The 16,246-nt window shown below is 71.6% G+C and carries 14 protein-coding genes and 1 pseudogene; 10 read left to right on the plus strand and 5 right to left on the minus strand.

All coding sequences use genetic code 11. The features are described from left to right. Positions 1-198 precede the first annotated feature (198 nt). The 3 genes from R6Y94_RS17330 to R6Y94_RS17340 all read left to right on the plus strand — a co-directional run bounded on the left by R6Y94_RS17330 (position 199) and on the right by R6Y94_RS17340 (position 3,519). The gene (locus R6Y94_RS17330) at positions 199-1,167 is read left to right on the plus strand and encodes a GlxA family transcriptional regulator (protein WP_318396883.1); all 969 of its coding nucleotides are present in this window, start codon (positions 199-201) and stop codon (positions 1,165-1,167) included. Between the two features lie 191 nt (positions 1,168-1,358). After that, the gene (locus tag R6Y94_RS17335) at positions 1,359-1,982 is read left to right on the plus strand and encodes a DJ-1/PfpI family protein (protein WP_318396884.1); all 624 of its coding nucleotides are present in this window, start codon (positions 1,359-1,361) and stop codon (positions 1,980-1,982) included. Positions 1,983-2,088: 106 nt separating this feature from the next. Continuing rightward, the gene (locus R6Y94_RS17340) at positions 2,089-3,519 is read left to right on the plus strand and encodes a diguanylate cyclase (RefSeq protein WP_318396885.1); all 1,431 of its coding nucleotides are present in this window, start codon (positions 2,089-2,091) and stop codon (positions 3,517-3,519) included. A gap of 125 nt (positions 3,520-3,644) precedes the next feature. Here R6Y94_RS17340 and R6Y94_RS17345 read toward each other — a convergent pair whose 3' ends face one another. Both R6Y94_RS17345 and R6Y94_RS17350 read right to left on the minus strand, forming a co-directional pair. Next, positions 3,645-4,709: an aspartate-semialdehyde dehydrogenase gene (locus R6Y94_RS17345; protein ID WP_318396886.1), complete on the minus strand. Its 1,065-nt coding sequence runs from the start codon at positions 4,707-4,709 to the stop codon at positions 3,645-3,647. Between the two features lie 6 nt (positions 4,710-4,715). Beyond that, a complete protein-coding gene (locus tag R6Y94_RS17350; RefSeq protein WP_318396887.1) occupies positions 4,716-5,981 on the minus strand; it encodes an aspartate kinase in 1,266 nt (421 codons plus the stop codon). A gap of 215 nt (positions 5,982-6,196) precedes the next feature. On the opposite strand from R6Y94_RS17350, the gene R6Y94_RS17355 reads away from it, so the two are divergent. From R6Y94_RS17355 to leuA, 3 genes are all read left to right on the plus strand, one after another. Continuing rightward, entirely contained in the window at positions 6,197-7,045 is an 849-nt protein-coding gene (locus tag R6Y94_RS17355) for a hypothetical protein (RefSeq protein ID WP_318396888.1), read from the plus strand. Between the two features lie 85 nt (positions 7,046-7,130). Beyond that, positions 7,131-7,676 carry a nitroreductase family protein gene (locus tag R6Y94_RS17360; protein ID WP_318396965.1) on the plus strand — a complete coding sequence of 182 codons (546 nt, stop codon included), beginning with the start codon at positions 7,131-7,133 and terminating at the stop codon, positions 7,674-7,676. A 331-nt stretch (positions 7,677-8,007) separates the two neighbouring features. Beyond that, positions 8,008-9,762: a 2-isopropylmalate synthase gene (gene leuA / locus R6Y94_RS17365; RefSeq protein ID WP_318396889.1), complete on the plus strand. Its 1,755-nt coding sequence runs from the start codon at positions 8,008-8,010 to the stop codon at positions 9,760-9,762. Between the two features lie 160 nt (positions 9,763-9,922). Here the strand turns inward: leuA and R6Y94_RS17370 are convergent, their stop codons facing one another. Beyond that, positions 9,923-11,410: a DHA2 family efflux MFS transporter permease subunit gene (locus R6Y94_RS17370; RefSeq protein WP_318396966.1), complete on the minus strand. Its 1,488-nt coding sequence runs from the start codon at positions 11,408-11,410 to the stop codon at positions 9,923-9,925. 133 nt (positions 11,411-11,543) lie between these two features. Here R6Y94_RS17370 and R6Y94_RS17375 point away from each other — a divergent pair, with 133 nt between their 5' ends. The 4 genes and pseudogenes from R6Y94_RS17375 to R6Y94_RS17390 all read left to right on the plus strand — a co-directional run bounded on the left by R6Y94_RS17375 (position 11,544) and on the right by R6Y94_RS17390 (position 13,949). After that, the gene (locus R6Y94_RS17375; RefSeq protein WP_318396967.1) at positions 11,544-12,182 is read left to right on the plus strand and encodes an HNH endonuclease family protein; all 639 of its coding nucleotides are present in this window, start codon (positions 11,544-11,546) and stop codon (positions 12,180-12,182) included. 17 nt (positions 12,183-12,199) lie between these two features. Beyond that, positions 12,200-12,445: pseudogene (locus tag R6Y94_RS17380) on the plus strand (hypothetical protein); the annotation flags it as partial. Positions 12,446-12,528: 83 nt separating this feature from the next. After that, on the plus strand, positions 12,529-13,083 hold the full coding sequence (locus R6Y94_RS17385) for a helix-turn-helix domain-containing protein (RefSeq protein ID WP_318396890.1): 555 nt from the start codon (positions 12,529-12,531) through the stop codon (positions 13,081-13,083). Beyond that, on the plus strand, positions 13,080-13,949 hold the full coding sequence (locus R6Y94_RS17390; RefSeq protein ID WP_318396891.1) for an SRPBCC domain-containing protein: 870 nt from the start codon (positions 13,080-13,082) through the stop codon (positions 13,947-13,949). The genes R6Y94_RS17385 and R6Y94_RS17390 overlap by 4 nt, the downstream gene beginning before the upstream one ends. Before the next feature lie 54 nt (positions 13,950-14,003). Here the strand turns inward: R6Y94_RS17390 and R6Y94_RS17395 are convergent, their stop codons facing one another. Together R6Y94_RS17395 and R6Y94_RS17400 are read right to left on the minus strand one after the other, a co-directional pair. Beyond that, the gene (locus tag R6Y94_RS17395) at positions 14,004-15,125 is read right to left on the minus strand and encodes an oligopeptide/dipeptide ABC transporter ATP-binding protein (RefSeq protein ID WP_318396892.1); all 1,122 of its coding nucleotides are present in this window, start codon (positions 15,123-15,125) and stop codon (positions 14,004-14,006) included. After that, complete coding sequence (locus R6Y94_RS17400; RefSeq protein WP_318396893.1) at positions 15,122-16,243, minus strand: ABC transporter ATP-binding protein; 1,122 nt, start codon at positions 16,241-16,243, stop codon at positions 15,122-15,124. Before R6Y94_RS17400 ends, R6Y94_RS17395 begins: the two co-directional genes overlap by 4 nt. Positions 16,244-16,246 lie beyond the last annotated feature (3 nt).

The following is a 16,246-nucleotide window of genomic DNA, read 5'->3' on the forward strand; positions in this document are numbered from 1 at the left end:
CGCTTCCGCTTCCGCTTCCGCTTCCGCTTCCGCTTCCGCTTCCGGATGATCATGATGGCAAATCTCGGGCCATCATGATCACAAAGGCTGTGGCCGATCTTAACCAAGCACCGACCGCCCGCCGAGCGACGCCCGCTGGCGTAATCTGCAATACCTGCGTCATTGACGCCACAACCCCGCCGCGAGCAGCATGAATGCATGCAGCGACGGGTGGTGGCGGTGATCTTCGAGGGCTTCCAGGGCCTCGACCTGACCGGCCCGGCCGACGTGTTCGCACTCGCGAGCCTGATTCTCGGCGGGAGCCGCGGCTACCGGCTGGAGGTCGCGGCGGCGCATCCCGGCCCGGTGACGGCGGGCAACGGGGTCGCGACGCTGGCACCACTGGCGCTGGACCAGGTCACCGGGCCGATCGACACGCTGCTGGTGGTCGGTGGGCTCGCCGCGCCGGCGCACGTCGCCGACCGGCTACTGGTCGCCGGCATCTCCCGGCTGGCCGGCATCGCCGACCGGGTCGCCTCGGTCTGCAACGGCGCGCTCCTGCTCGGTGAGGCCGGGCTGCTCGACGGCCGCCGCGCCACCACACACTGGCTGACCGCCCAGGATCTGGGCGACCGCTATCCGGCGGTCGAGGTGGACGCCGACCGCATCTACATCCGGGACGGGCACGTCTGGACCTCGGCCGGAGTGACCGCCGGCATCGACCTCGCGCTCGCCCTGGTGGCCACGGACCACGGCCACGAACTCGCCCGGCACGTCGCTCGGGGCCTGGTCGTCTATCTGCACCGGCCCGGCGGGCAGAGCCAGTTCAGTACGGCGATGCGGACCCGGGTGCCCCGCAGTGAGCCGCTGCGGGAACTCCAGACCTTCATCGACGCCAACCCGACCGAGGACCTGAGCGTGCCGGCGCTGGCCCGGCGGGCCGGGATGAGCGAGCGGCACTTCTCCCGGCTCTTCACCGAGCAGACCGGCGTCTCCCCCGGCCGGTACGTCGAACGCAGCCGGGCGGACGCCGCCCGCCGGCTGCTGGAACACACCGGCCATCCGCTGGACCGGGTGGCCCGAGAGTCCGGTCTCGGCGCCGCCGAAACCCTCTACCGCGTCTTCCGCCGGCACTGGCGGGTCGCACCCGGCGACTACCGCCGTCGGTTCCGCGCGAAACAGAGCTGACCGCCCCACCCACCGAACCGACCTGACACCTCCGACCCCCGCCGACACCCGCCGGCAGCGGAGTCGATCCCGCATGTCCCGACGCCTGCCGGACGACACGTTCCGAGCAGCCGATCCACCCTGCCCGACACCTGCCGGACGACACGTTCCGAGCAGCCGATCCACCCCGTTCCGACAAGGAGGAACCGAGCATGCACGTCGCCATTCCGCTCTATCCCCGATACACCGCCCTCGACGTCGTGGGGCCGTACACGGTGCTGGCCTTCGCCCCCGGCGTCACAGTGACCATGGTCGCCGCCGAGCCAGGTCCGGTCGTCGACGACCGGGGCACGATGGCGATCACCGCCACCGCGAGCTTCGCCGAGCTGTCCCGCCCGGACGTGATCGTCGTACCGGGCGGGGCCGGCACCCGCGCCGCCCTCGCCGACGCGGCACTGGTCGGCTGGATCGCCCTCGCGCACCAGTACACCCGGTGGACCACCTCGGTCTGCGCCGGCTCGTTCCTGCTCGGCGCGGCCGGGTTGCTGGCCGGGCGGCGGGCGACCAGCCACTGGGGCTGGGTCGACGGGCTGCGCGCCTTCGACGCCGAGCCGGTCCGGGAGCGGGTGGTCCGGGATGACCGGGTCATCACCTCGGCCGGCGTCTCGGCCGGCGTCGACATGGCGCTGACCCTGCTGGCCGAGGCGACCGACGTGCCGACCGCGCACGCCGTCCAGCTCGCCATCGAGTACCAGCCGGATCCGCCGTTCGACGCCGGTTCCCCGGTGAACGCCCCGGCCCCGCTCCGCGAGGCGGCCCTGGCGTTGATCAACTAGCCGCAGCGTCCGGGGAGGCGGGGATCACTCGCGTCCAGCAGATTCTCAGCACCCTGAGTAATCTTGGTCGGGCCCCTCGGAACCCCTCCTCCCCGGATCGGAAACGGTGTCCCCCGACCACTCCCGTGTAGTCCGTGACGTGACCGCCCGGCTGCCCACGGCGTCCACCGCCGTCGAGGCTGGCCAGGTGACGGTGGCCACGCTGGGCAAACACGCCCCGGGACGGATCGCGGTGCTGCTCTGGGTCCGCGACCGGCTCCGCTGTGTCGCCGCGACCGGATCATGGCAGGTCTTCGCCTCGGTACCGGCCGGGGCCGGGACGGTCGGTCGGGTGTACGCCTCCGGCAAGACCGAAACCGTGCCAGAGGTGACGGACGAGCCCGACTACGTACCGCTGCGTCCCGACGTACGGGCCGAGATCTGCGCCCCGATCCTCGACCGGGCGGGGCAGCCGATCGGGGTGTTGGACCTGGAGTGGCCGACCGCCGACGTCGACCTGGACGCCTGGCGGCAGACCGTCGAGCGGGTCGCTTCGCTGCTCGGCACCAGGATCGGGCAGCTCGGCGGCCCTCCGGCCGAGACCCGGAGCGAGAAGCTGCTCCGGCACGCCTCCGCGCTGACCTCCGCCGCCACCGAGGCGGACCTGATGACCGCCGCCGTCTCCGCGGCCCGGGACGTCTCCGGGCTCAGCTCGGCGGTCTTCGTGCTGGACGGGCCGGCCGGACCACGGGTGGCGACGCCGAGCCTGGTACCCGACGCTCTCGAATCGCGGGTGCACGCCGCGCTGGCCGGCGCCGGCCGACCGGTCCTGGAACGGCTCCGGGCGCACGCGCACGCCTACGGCGCCTCGTACACCCTGGGCGAGGGGCACCACCCGACCACGCCGGACCAGGACGTGCTGATCGCCGCCGGGGTACGCACCCTGATCTCGGTGCCGCTCGGCCCAACCGAGTTCTGCGGGGTGCTGCTGGTCGGCGACACCCGTACGCTGCGTTCCGATCCGACCACCGTCAACCTGATCGAACTGCTCGCCGCCCAGTCGTGGATCTGCCTCGAACGGCTGCGCGGGCTGGCCAGGTTGCGCGAGCGGGCCAGTTCCGACCCGCTGACCGGGCTGCGTCACCAGGGGTCGTTCGGCGAGCGGATCGCCGAGTCGCACCCGGGCCGGACGGCCCTGCTCGCGGTCGACGTCGACGACTTCAAGGCCGTCAACGACACCTACGGTCACCAGGCCGGCGACCAGGTACTGGTCGACCTAGCCCGGGCCCTTCAGGGTGCGCTGCGGCACGGCGACGAGCTGTACCGGATCGGCGGCGACGAGTTCGTGGCCGTGGTGGAGGTGCTCCGCCCGGAGGAGGCGGTCGGGATCGCCCAGCGGCTGGTGGAGGCGGCCCGGCGTACCGGCCGGACGGTCAGCATCGGCGTGGCGGTGCAGCAGGACGGCGAGTCACCCGACCTGACCCTGCGCCGCGCCGACGAGGCCCTCTACGGCGTCAAGCGCGAGGGCCGCGACGGCGTCCGCCTGGCGGCCGCCTGATCCCACCCCGCCCTCTCTGCTGGAAAGATCGCACTACTTCGGGGAAGCAGTGGTCTCCGAGCCGGGCCGAGGCCAGTCTTTCCGGGAAGGAGCGCGTCTTTCCGGAAGGCGCGCGATCATGTCCCTCAGCGGGCGGCGGAGAACTCGGCCGCCAGCAACTCGGCGATCTGGGCGGTGTTGAGGGCGGCACCCTTGCGCAGGTTGTCGCCGGTGACGAAGAGGTCGAGCGCGCGGGGGTCGTCGATCGAACGGCGGATCCGGCCCACCCAGGACGGGTCGGTGCCGACCGCGTCGATCGGCATCGGGAACTCGCCCGCCGCCGGGTCGTCGACCAGGATCACTCCGGGGGCGTTACGCAGCGCCTCCCGGGCACCCTCCGCATCCACCTCCGTGCCGAAGACCGCGTGTACGGCCACCGAGTGCCCGGTGACCACCGGCACCCTTACGCAGGTGGCGGAGACCTTCAGGTCGGGCAGGCCGAGGATCTTGCGCGACTCGTTGCGCAGTTTCAGCTCCTCGGACGACCAGCCGCCGTCCCGCAGCGACCCGGCCCAGGGGACCACATTGAGCGCCATCGGGGCCGGGAACGGGCCGAGGTCGTCGCCGACCGCCTGACGCACGTTGCCCGGTCGCGAGCCGAGCACCCGGTCACCGGCGATCTTGGAGAGCTGGTCGTGCAGGGTGTCCACCCCGACCTGCCCGGCCCCGGAGACCGCCTGGTAGGAGGAGAGCACCAGCTCACGCAGCCCGTACTCGCGGTGCAGCGGCGCGACCGCGATGATCATCGTCAGGGTGGTGCAGTTGGCGTTCGCGATGATGCCCTTGGGGCGGTTGCGTACCTGCTCCGGGTTGATCTCCGGCACCACCAGCGGCACGTCCTTGTCGCCGCGGAACGCGGCGGAGTTGTCCACCGCCACCGCACCCCGGGAGACCGCGACCGGCGCCCACTGCGCGGAGACCTCGTCCGGTACGTCGAACATCGCCACGTCCACGCCGTCGAAGGCCTCGGCGGTGAGTGCCTGTACGGTCAGCTCCTCGCCCCGGCACATCCGCGTCTGCCCGGCCGAGCGCGCCGAGGCGATCAGCCGGATCTCACCCCAGACGTTCTTCCGGGAGGAGAGCAGGTCGCACATGACCGTGCCGACCGCGCCGGTCGCCCCGACCACCGCGAGTGTGGGGAGCGTCGTCATCGCGGCCTACCTCCCGGTCCCGGCGTAGACCACCGCTTCCTCGCTGCCGCCCAGGTCGAAGGCCTCGTGCACGGCCCGGACCGCGACGTCGAGGTCGGTGTCCCGGCAGACCACCGAAACCCGGATCTCGGACGTGGAGATCATTTCGATGTTCACCCCGGCCTCGCCCAGCGCGGCGAAGAAGCTGGCCGCCACACCCGGGTGCGAACGCATGCCGGCGCCGATCAGCGACACCTTGCCGACGTGGTCGTCGTAGAGCAGGCCCTTGAACTTGACCTGCTCCTGCACCTTGCTCAGCGCCGCCATCGCGGTCGGACCGTCGGTCTTGGGCAGGGTGAAGGAGATGTCGGTCCGGCCAGTGCCCTCGGTCGAGACGTTCTGCACGATCATGTCGAGGTTGATCTCGGCCGCCGCGACCGTCTCGAAGATCCGGGCCGCCGCGCCCGGCTCGTCCGGTACGCCGACCGCCGTGATCTTCGCCTCGCTCCGGTCGTGGGCGACCCCGGTGATAAGTGCTTGCTCCACGGGTAGGTCCTCCGTCGATCCGGTCACCATCGTGCCGGTGTTGGTCGAGTATGACGAACGTACCCGGATCGGCAACCCGGCCCTCCGGGCGTACTCCACGCTCCGTAGGTGCAGCACCTTCGCACCGCACGCGGCCAGTTCGAGCATCTCCTCGTAGGTGATGGTCCTGATGTGCCGGGCGTTGGGCACGATCCGCGGGTCGGCGGTGAAGACCCCGTCGACGTCTGTGTAGATCTCGCAGACGTCCGCGCCGAGCGCCGCCGCCAGGGCCACCGCGGTGGTGTCCGACCCGCCCCGGCCCAGCGTGGTGATGTCCTTGGTGTCCTGGGAGACGCCCTGGAAGCCGGCGACGATCGCCACCGCGCCCTCGTTGAGGGCCGCCCGCAGCCGGCCGGGCGTGACGTCGATGATCCGGGCCCGGCCGTGCACCGAGGTGGTCAGCACACCCGCCTGGGACCCGGTGTAGGAGCGCGCCTCGTAGCCGAGGTTGTGGATCGCCATCGCCACCAGCGCCATCGAGATGCGCTCGCCGGCGGTGAGCAGCATGTCCAGCTCCCGGCCGGGTGGCAACGGGCTGACCTGGTTGGCGAGGTCGAGCAGCTCGTCGGTGGTGTCGCCCATCGCGCTGACCACGACCACCACGTCGTCGCCGGCCTTGCGGGCCGCGACGATCCGCTCGGCCACCCGCTTGATCCGCTCGGCGTCGGCGACGGACGATCCGCCGTACTTCTGCACGACCAGTGCCACGACGGTGCACTCCTTCCCCTGGGCCGGGCGAGGTGCACGGCCCTGAGCGTGCCGACGCCGCCGGGTCGAGACCGGCGGCGCCGTGTGAGACCAACTCAGGGTACCGGCCGGCGTCGTCGCCCCGACCAGGCGTTCCCACCATCCGACCGCCCGGCGACACGCGAGGGTAGCTGGACTGACCACCCGTTCCGGGGGTATACCCCGAGAATGGCGAGGTGCATCCCGGCATAGCCCCCCTGCTCGGCGCACTCCTGATCACCGGGACGGCGCTGATGGCCGGCTGCGGCAGCCAGGCACCGGCGCCGGCCGCGCCCATCCCCGCCCCGCCGGCCAGCCAGCCCGCCGAGGCCCGGGACCAGCTCGCAGCGCTCGCCGCTGCCGCTCAGGACCGTCAACTCGCCGCCGTCTACACGTTCACCGCCCCCGGTCAGCCGGACCGGTCGATCTCGGTGGTCCGGGCGGCGGACCGCTCCTGGCGGGTGGACATCCCGGGTGGCGCGCTCGGCGGCAGTGCCGACGTCTCGCTGGCCCAGAACGGCGCCGGACTGTTCCAGTGCGCGCTCCCCTCGGCCGGGCAGCCGGAGTCGGTCTGTGTACGGGTGGCCGGGCCCGGCCAGCCGCTCGATCCCGGCATCGACCCCTGGATGCGGCACCCGTTCACCGACTGGCCGGAGGTGCTCACCGACCGGCAGGCCCCGCTCTCGGTCTCCGCCGCCACCCTGCCGGGCGCCCAGGGCAGTTGTTTCGCGGTCGAGTCGACCTCGGCGTCGGTCAGCCCGCCGCTGGATCCGGGCATCTACTGCTACGCCCCCGACGGCACCCTGACGGCGGCTCGGCTGCCCGCCGGCACCCTGACGCTGGCCGGTACGCCGACCGCAGCCCCGGCCACCGTCGCGTTGCCCGGCCCGCTGGTCGACCGGGAACCGCTGCGGATCGCCGGACCGCCACCCGGCGAGCCGACCGACGACGGCTCGACCGGGAACGGCGGCTCGCCCGGGAACGGCGGCTCGCCCGGGAACGACAACTCGACCAGTAGCGACGACTCGACCGGGACCGGTGGATGATCTCTATTCACGTTATGGGTGCGCCCGGTCACGTCAGGTGACCCCGGTGCCGGGACAGAGCGCCCGATACGGCACACTCGGCGCCATGGCCCAGCTCTCCCCGATACTGGCGACCCGGTGGAGCCCGCACGCCTTCGACCCGGTCGCCGACCTCACCGACGCCGAGGTCGCGTCCCTGCTGGAGGCGGCCCGCTGGGCGCCGTCGGCCGACAACACCCAGCCCTGGCGCTTCCTGGTTGGCCGCCGGGACGACGAGGCGTTCAAGCGGATCCTGACCAACCTCTCGACCGGCAACCAGCGGTGGGCCGGGCGGGCCTCGGCGCTGCTGCTCGGTGCGCACACCACCACCGGGCCGACCGGCGGGCCGCTGCCGCACGCCGCCTACGACCTCGGGCAGGCGGTGGCGCATCTCACGGTCCAGGCCACCGCGCTGCGCCTCTACGTGCGGCAGATCTCCGGATTCGACGCCGCCGGGCTCCGCGCCGACCTGGAACTCTCCGCCGAGATACGCCCGCACGTGGTGGTCGCGGTGGGCCGGCTCGGCGACCCGTACTCGCTGCCCGAGGACCTGCGGGCCCGGGAGATCGGCCTGCGCCAGCGCCGCCCGCTGGCCGAGTTGATGCTGCGCTGACCCCGGCCGGCGCACCCGTCGCCACCTGGGCGGTTCCCAGATTGCGGACTACGCTTACCCGATCGCTCGTCGAGCACTTAAGGTGACTTTGTCATGTGGCAGGCCCTGCTCCTTCGCCGCCGCGACGAGGCTTCCCAGGCCGGCACCTCGTCGCGGAGTTGAAGCGCGCCGTCCTGCATCCCGGCCGGACCCCGTTGCGGCCAGCCTCTTCGAGGATCCGACAAGCCGCTGGTCACCGCGATCGCGGCCGGCAGTCGGATCCGGCCCGAAGATCCGACATCTCGATTTGACACTCGGCGCTCACGCCACATGACCACGGGAGCTTTCTGCCATGGCACAACCTGCCGGCACCACCACCGACGGTGATCCGATAGCCCGGCAGCGGCCCAGCCGCATGCCGTTCCGGCGTTACCAGCCCTACCACCAGCAGTTCGCGATCGACCTGCCCGACCGGCAGTGGCCGACCCGGCGCGTCGAGACGGCGCCCCGGTGGTGCGCGGTCGACCTACGCGACGGCAACCAGGCGCTGATCGACCCGATGTCGCCGGAGCGCAAGCGGCGGATGTTCCAGCTCCTGGTGCAGATGGGCTACAAGGAGATCGAGGTCGGCTTCCCGTCGGCCAGCCAGACCGACTTCGACTTCGTCCGGCAGTTGATCGAGCAGGACCTGATCCCGGAGGACGTCACCATCCAGGTGCTGACCCAGTGCCGGGAGCACCTGATCGACCGCACCTTCGAGGCGATCCGGGGTGCGAAGCGGGCGATCGTGCACTTCTACAACTCGACCTCGACGCTTCAGCGCCGGGTGGTCTTCGGCCTGGACAAGGCCGGGATCACCGACATCGCCACCTCCGGCGCGCGGCTCTGCCAGAAATACCACGAGATCCACGCCCCGGACACCGACGTCTTCTACGAGTACTCGCCGGAGTCCTACACCGGGACGGAGCTCGACTACGCCCTGGAGGTCTGCGCCGCGGTGATCGAGGTGATCGACCCGACCCCGGACCGGCCGCTGATCATCAACCTGCCGGCGACCGTCGAGATGGCCACCCCGAACGTCTACGCCGACTCGATCGAGTGGATGCACCGGCACCTGCCCCGGCGGGACAGCGTGATCCTCTCGCTGCACCCGCACAACGACCGGGGCACCGGGGTCGCCGCCGCCGAGCTGGGCCTGCTGGCCGGGGCCGACCGGGTCGAGGGCTGCCTGTTCGGCAACGGCGAGCGCACCGGAAACGTCGACCTGGTCACGTTGGGGCTGAATCTCTTCTCCCAGGGCGTCGACCCGGAGATCGACTTCTCCAACATCGACGAGATCAAGCGGGCCGTCGAGTACTGCAACCAGCTTCCGGTGCACGAGCGGCACCCGTACGCGGGTGACCTGGTCTACACCGCCTTTTCCGGCTCGCACCAGGACGCGATCAACAAGGGCTTCGACGCGCTGGCCGCCGACGCGCAGGCGGCCGGGGTGCCGATCGACCAGTTCGGCTGGGCGGTGCCCTACCTGCCGATCGACCCGAAGGACCTGGGCCGGACCTACGAGGCGGTGATCCGGGTCAACTCGCAGTCCGGCAAGGGCGGCGTGGCGTACGTCATGAAGACCGAGCACCACCTGGACCTGCCCCGGCGGTTGCAGATCGAGTTCTCCGGCGTGGTGCAGCGGGTCACCGACGACGACGGCGGCGAGGTGGAACCGGAGCGGATGTGGTGGCTCTTCGCCGAGGAGTACCTGGTCGACCAGCAGCGGGAGCCGGTCGTGCAGGTGCAGAGCTACACCATCGGCACCGTCGACGGCAAGGTCGAGATCGAGGTGGACGCCCGGTTCGGCGCCGGCCGGCGGGCACTCTCGGCAACCGGTAACGGCCCGATCGACGCGTACGTCAACGCGTTGCAGGCGCTCGACGTCCGGGTACGCGTCCTGGACTACCACGAGCACGCGATGTCCTCGGGCGGCGACGCCCAGGCGGCCGCGTACGTGGAGTGCGAGGTCGACGGCCGTACGGTCTGGGGTGTCGGTCTCGACGCCAACATCGTGACCGCCTCGGTCCAGGCGGTGACCAGCGCAGTCAACCGCGCCCTGCGCTGAGTCACCCGATCTGCCCAATCGCGCACCGCGCTGAGTTCTGTGCTGCGCGCAACAGCCGCGTCGGGCAGGTCGGACCGGTGATCCCGGCCGACCCGCCTGATCCGGCACGCCGCCGCCGACGTGCCCGTCCCACCCGTCCCGGGCACGCCTGTCGGCACCGCTACGAGCGGCGCCGTCCCGTCGCCGACCGGTCCGCATCCCGGTCCGGTTCGTGCTGGTGGGTCGGGGGCGGCGGCAGGGTCGGGCAGGGGCGGGACTTCTTCGGCTCTCGCTCCGGCCGGTGCACCAGCACGGCGGCGATCAGTGCACCGAGCAGCATCAGCCCGGCGGACCAGAGCACCGCCTGCCGGTACGCCGGGGTGAGCTGGCCGGAGCGCTCGTATCCGCCGCCGGAGAGGCCGACCACCAGCGGCAGCGCGGAGACGGCGAGCAGCCCGCCGACCCGGGACGCCGCGTTGTTGAAGCCGCTCGCGGCGCCGGCCAGCCGGTCCGGGGCGGCGGCCAGTACGGAGGCGGTCAGCGGGGCCACCACCAGGGTCATGCCGAGCCCGAAGAGGGTGATCCCGGGCAGGATCGCCGTCCAGTACGAGTCGCCCCGGCTCACCCCGTGCAGCAGGAACAGCCCGGCGGCGGCGACCAGCGGGCCGACGGTGAGCTGTGGGCGTGGCCCGATCCGCGAGGCGAGCGCACCGGAGCGGGCCGAGCCGACCAGCAACAGGATGGTCATCGGCAGGGTAGCCAGTCCGGTCTCCAGTGCGGAGTAGCCGACGACGTTCTGGAGATAGACGGAAAAGAAGAAGGTGAGCCCGGTCAGCGCGGCGTAGACCAGCACGGTGTAGACGTTGAGCACCCCGAAGAGCCGGGTGGCGAAGAGCGTCGGCGGCAGCATCGCCCGCTCGCCCCGGCGCCGTTCGAGCAACACGAACGCGACGGAGGCGGCGACTCCGAGCACGGCGGCGCCGATCACCGGTCCGGAGCCGGGTCCGAGCTGCTGGGCCTCGATCAGCGCGTACGTGACGCCGGCCAGGCCGAGCGCGCCGAGCAGCGAGCCGGCCACGTCGAACCGGGCCCCCGCCGCGCCGTCGGCCCGGCTTTCCGGGGTCCAGCGCAGCGCCGCGATGATCACAATCACCGCGAGCGGCACGTTGAGGAAGAAGATCGCCCGCCAGGAGAGCGCGTCGATCAGCCAGCCGCCGAGGAATGGGCCGAGCGCCGTCGACACGCCGGCCAGGCCGGACCACGCGCCGATCACCCGGCCCCGCTCGTCCGGGTGGAAGCTGGACTGGAGCAGGGCGAGCGAGCCGGGGGTCAGCAGCGCACCACCGAGTCCCTGGAGGAAACGGGCGACGATCAGCCACTCGATGCTCTGCGCCGCGCCGCAGAGTATCGAGGCGGCGGTGAAGGCCAGCACTCCGGCGAGGAAGACTCTCCGCCGCCCGACCCGGTCGCCGAGCGCCCCGCCGAGCAGTACGAAGGCGGCCAGGGTCAGCAGATAGCCGTTGAGCGTCCACTGTAGGCCGGCGGTGCTGGCGTGCAGCTCGGCGCCGAGGTGTGGCAGGGCCACGTTGACCACGGTGGCGTCCAGGAAGACCATGCCGGAGGCGACGACGGCGGCGAGCAGGGTGCCCCGGCCGGCCGTACTGGACATCCGCAACGGTGCTGACGAATCACTCACGGTGTCAATCTGCCCTGCCTGTGTCGTAAGATGCCGCGAAACGCCGGAACCTGCACCGGTTGCCTGTGCACCGGTCTACACCTCGCAAGCTGGAAACGTGCCGTTCATCCGTACCAGATCACTAGCGCGGTCGGGAACAGCGGCCGTGCTCGCCGGCCTGCTCGCGGCCGGCGCCGCCGCCTGTGCCCCGGTCGAGAGCCCGGCACCGGAACCCACCGGCTCGGCCGACACCCAGGCCCAGCTCGACCGGCTCACCGTGGCCGGCGCGGGCTCGATGCGGGGCTACAGCCGGGAGCGTTTCCCGCACTGGCGCAATGCCGGCAAGAACTGCGACGTCCGGGACACCGTGCTCCAGCGGGACGGCACCGGCATCAAGCTCTCCGGCTGCAACGTGGTCGGGGGCCGCTGGTCGAGCCGGTACGACAAACGGACCCTCACCGATCCCTCTGACGTGGACATCGACCACATGGTGCCGCTGGCCAACGCCTGGCGTTCGGGTGCCGACGAGTGGGACGACGACAAGCGGAGCGAATTCGCCAACGACCTGGACCGGCCGCAGTTGGTGGCGGTCTCGGCGAGTTCCAACCGGGCGAAGGGTGACCAGGACCCGTCCCAGTGGAAGCCGTCGAACCGGGACGACTGGTGCCAGTACGCGGAGGACTGGATCGCGGTCAAGCACTACTGGCGGCTCTCGGTGACCTCCGGCGAGAAGGCCGCACTCGACGACATGCTGGGGAGCTGCTGATGGGCGAGACGGGAACCGCCGCGCAGACCACCGACATCACCGCCGGCCCGGGTGGGGTGATGACCGACGAGGTCGGGGTCATCACCGGCGAGCTGACGCTCCGCACCGAGCTGGACGGGAAGGACGCCGTGCTGCGGGTGCAGTACAAGGACGCCGCCGAGTGGTACGCGGTGACCGGTGGGCGGGCGGCGCTGGCCGACCCGGCCGACCTGGTCGCGGTACACACCGTCGCGGTCGGCCTACTCAACCGCCCCGAGGGCTGACCGCCGCATCCACCGTGAGACCTGATCCGCTTTCGCGTGCTCGATTGACAAAATCTTGTTTTACGTACAGGATTGTTTTCGCCATGAGAGACGTGATGTACCTGGAGCAGATCGAGCAGGCCGAGACCCTGCTCAAGCCGCAGCGCATCGAGGTGCTGCGGCAACTCGCCGAGCCGCACACCTGCACCGAGGTGGCGAAGCAGCTCGGCCAGACCCCGCAACGGGTCTACTACCACGTCAAGCGCCTGGTCGACGCCGGCCTCGTCGACCAGGTCTCCGAGCGCAAGGTGCGGGGCATCGCCGAGGGCATCTACCAGGCGAGCGCCCGGTCGTACTGGCTCTCACCCCGGCTGGTCGGCCGGCTCGGGCTGCGCAAGGCGCAGGACGAGATGAGCCTCGGCTACCTGCTCAACCTGATGGAGGAGGTCCAGGCCGACATCGCCGCCCTGGACCGGGCCGCTCCGGAGCTGCCGTCGATCGGCGTCTCCGGCGAGATCCGGGTGCCGGCAGAACTTCGCCAGCAGTTCCTCACCGACCTACAGACCGCACTGCAGGAGCTGTTCACCCGCTACGGCGGAGCCGAAGGCGACGCCTTCAAGCTCGCCGTCGCCTGCTACCCACATGGAGGCACCACATGACCGCACCGCTGACCCTCCGCGCCCGCGCCGCCGCACCGGTCAAGAACGTCTGGCACGCCCTGACCGACGCCACCGAGCTGCGCGTCTGGCTCGCCGACCACGCCGAGGTCGAGCTGCCGCACCGGTACGAGTTCTGGGGCCGGCACGTGCCCGAGGGCGACGCGCCGCACCAGCGCCTACTGGACGTCGGCGAGCACAGCCTCCGGTTCGGCTGGCTGCTGGACGGCGAGGAGACCACCACCGAGATCACCCTTACCGAGGAGAGCGCCGACTCCACGATCATCTCGCTCTCACAGAGCCACTGGAGCTTCCAGGACGTGATCAGCGGGTCCGCCCGGGGTGTGCTCCAGACGTACTGGTCGCTGGCGATCGCGAACCTCGTCGACCACGTCGAGGGGCGGCCGCTCACCCCGAGGACCGACTTCACCTCGGCGACGCTGCGCACCGAGGTCGTCATCGACGCCTCCCCCGAGGCGCTCTTCGAGTCGCTGACCGACTCGGCCAAGGCCAGCGAGTGGTTCGGCTACCCGGTCGGGATCGAGCCCTTCGTCGGCGGCCGCTACGCGATGGGCGGCTTCGACAACAACCCCAACCCGGCGAAGGTGCTGGACCTGACCCCCGGCAAGGCGATGACCGTCGACTGGGGTCCGGCCGGAGTGGTGAGCTGGGAACTGGAGGGCAGCGGAGGCAGGACGAAGCTCTCCTTCGTGCAGAGCGGCTTCGACCAGCCGCCGTACGCGGCCTGGACCGGGTGGCTCAGCGGGCTCGCCGAGCTGCGCCGCTACCACGAGCTGGCCGACTGGCGCCCGATCTGGCTCTATGACCCGACCGACAACGTTCCGACCGAGGCGCACGCCGAGAGCTGACACCACGCCGTACCCCCGGCCCGGGGCCTCTTCCCCGGGCCGGGCCGTCGTGGCTCAGACGAACGAGCCCGGTTCGCTCGGCGCGGAGACGACGCCGGGCGTTTCGCCCTCGTCCTCCGGCCGGACGATCTGCGCGGTCACCTTGTGCGGCCGGATCTCGCCGCTGGCGATCTGCTCCGCCCAGTGGCAGGCCACCCGGCTCTCGCCGATCTGCCGCAGCACCGGCCGCTCGTCGGCACACCGGGTCGGCTGCGCCCACGGGCAGCGGGTGTGGAACCGGCAGCCGGCCGGCGGGTTGGCCGGCGAGGGCAGGTCACCGGCGAGCAGGATCCGCTCCCGGCGGTCCTCCACCTCCGGGTCCGGCACCGGCACCGCCGACATCAGCGCCCGGGTGTACGGGTGCAGCGGCTCCCGGTAGAGCCGGTCGCTCGGTGCCTCCTCGACCAGTGCGCCGAGATACATCACGCCGACCACGTCGGAGATGTGCCGCACCACCGCCAGGTCGTGCGCGATCACCAGATAGGTCAGCCCCAGCTCGTCCTGGAGTTCGTCGAGCAGGTTCACCACCTGGGCCTGGATCGACACGTCCAGCGCCGAGACCGGCTCGTCGGCGACGATCAGCTCGGGACCGAGCACCAGGGCCCGGGCGATGCCGATGCGCTGCCGCTGCCCACCGGAGAACTCGTGCGGATAGCGGGACAGCGCCCACTTCGGCAGCCCGACCGCGTCCAGCGTCTTCGTGACGATGTCCCGCCGGGCGGCCCGGTCGGCACCGATCCCGTGCGCCTGCAAACCCTCGACCAGGATCGACTCGACGTTCTGCCGGGGGTCCAGGCTGGACATCGGGTCCTGGAAGATCATCTGCATCCGGCGGCGCATCGCCCGGAGCTGGTTCGGCGGCAGCCCGGTCAACTCGACGCCGTCGAAGTTCACCTGCCCGCCGGTCGGCCGGGTCAACTGGAGCAGTGCCCGGCCGAGCGTCGACTTGCCGCAGCCGGACTCGCCGACCAGCCCGTACGTCTTGCCGCGCGGGATGGTCAGGTCGACCCCGTCCACCGCCTTGACGTGCCCGACGACCCGGTCGAAGAGCACACCCCGGGTGATCGGGAAGTGCACCTTGAGATCCCGGACCTCGACCAGGTTCGCGGACTGCCCGGTCGCCTTCACGTCGGTCATGCCGACTCCTCCTCGCGCGGGGCGGGCAGCTTCGCCTGCTCCTCCACCGGTACGTCCTCGGTCCCCGTCGCCTGCGCCGGAACCACGCCCTCCGCCGCCGGCTCCGCCCGGCTCGGCGAAGCGGGCGGGGGTGGCGCCGAACCGGCCGGCGGCACCGGGTTGACACACCGGTACGTCCGGTCGGTGTGGGTCAGCGCGAGCTGCGGCGGCTGGCCGAGGCATGCCTCGATCTGCCGGTCGCAGCGGGGCGCGAAGGCGCAGCCGTCGGCCCAGGGCAGTACGTCCCGGACCGAGCCGCGGATCGGGGAGAGCCGTTCGCCCCGGCCCGCGTCCAGCCGGGGAATCGATGCGAGCAACCCCACCGTGTACGGGTGCCTCGGCTCGGCGAAGAGCGGCTTGCGGCGGGCGGTCTCCACCACCCGGCCGGCGTACAGCACGTTGACGGTGTCGCACATCCCGGCGACCACACCCAGGTCGTGGGTGATCATCACCAGGGCGGTGCCGGAGTCGCGTACCAGATCCTTGAGCAGCTCCAGGATCTGCGCCTGGATGGTCACGTCGAGCGCCGTGGTGGGCTCGTCGGCGATCAGCAGCCGGGGCCGGCAGGCCACCGCGATCGCGATCAGCGCCCGCTGGCGCATCCCGCCGGAGAGCTGGTGCGGATATTCCTTGAGCCGCCGGTTCGGGTCCGGGATGCCGACCCGGTCCAGCAGTTCGGCTGCCTCCTTGCGGGCCGCGTCGCCGCCCAACCCACGATGCCGGGCCAACACCTCGGTCACCTGCCGGCCGATCGGGATGACCGGGTTGAGCGAGGAGAGCGGGTCCTGGAAGATCATGGCGACGTCCCGGCCCCGGATGTCCCGCATCGCCCGCCGGTCGACCCGGAGCAGGTCGGTGCCGTCGAAGTCGGCCCGGCCCTGCACCGTGATCCCCGGCTGCTGTGGCAGTAGCCCCATCAGCGCCAGCGAGGTCACGCTCTTGCCGCAGCCGGACTCGCCGACCAGGCCGACGACCTCGCCCGCGTTCACCGAGAACGAGACCCCGTCGACCGCCCGCACCGTACGCTTCCCGCGCTGTCGGAACGTGACGGAGAGATCGTCCACATCAAGCAGTGCCATGAC

Source organism: Plantactinospora sp. KLBMP9567 (genome assembly GCF_033446045.1).
GTDB lineage: Bacteria > Actinomycetota > Actinomycetes > Mycobacteriales > Micromonosporaceae > Plantactinospora.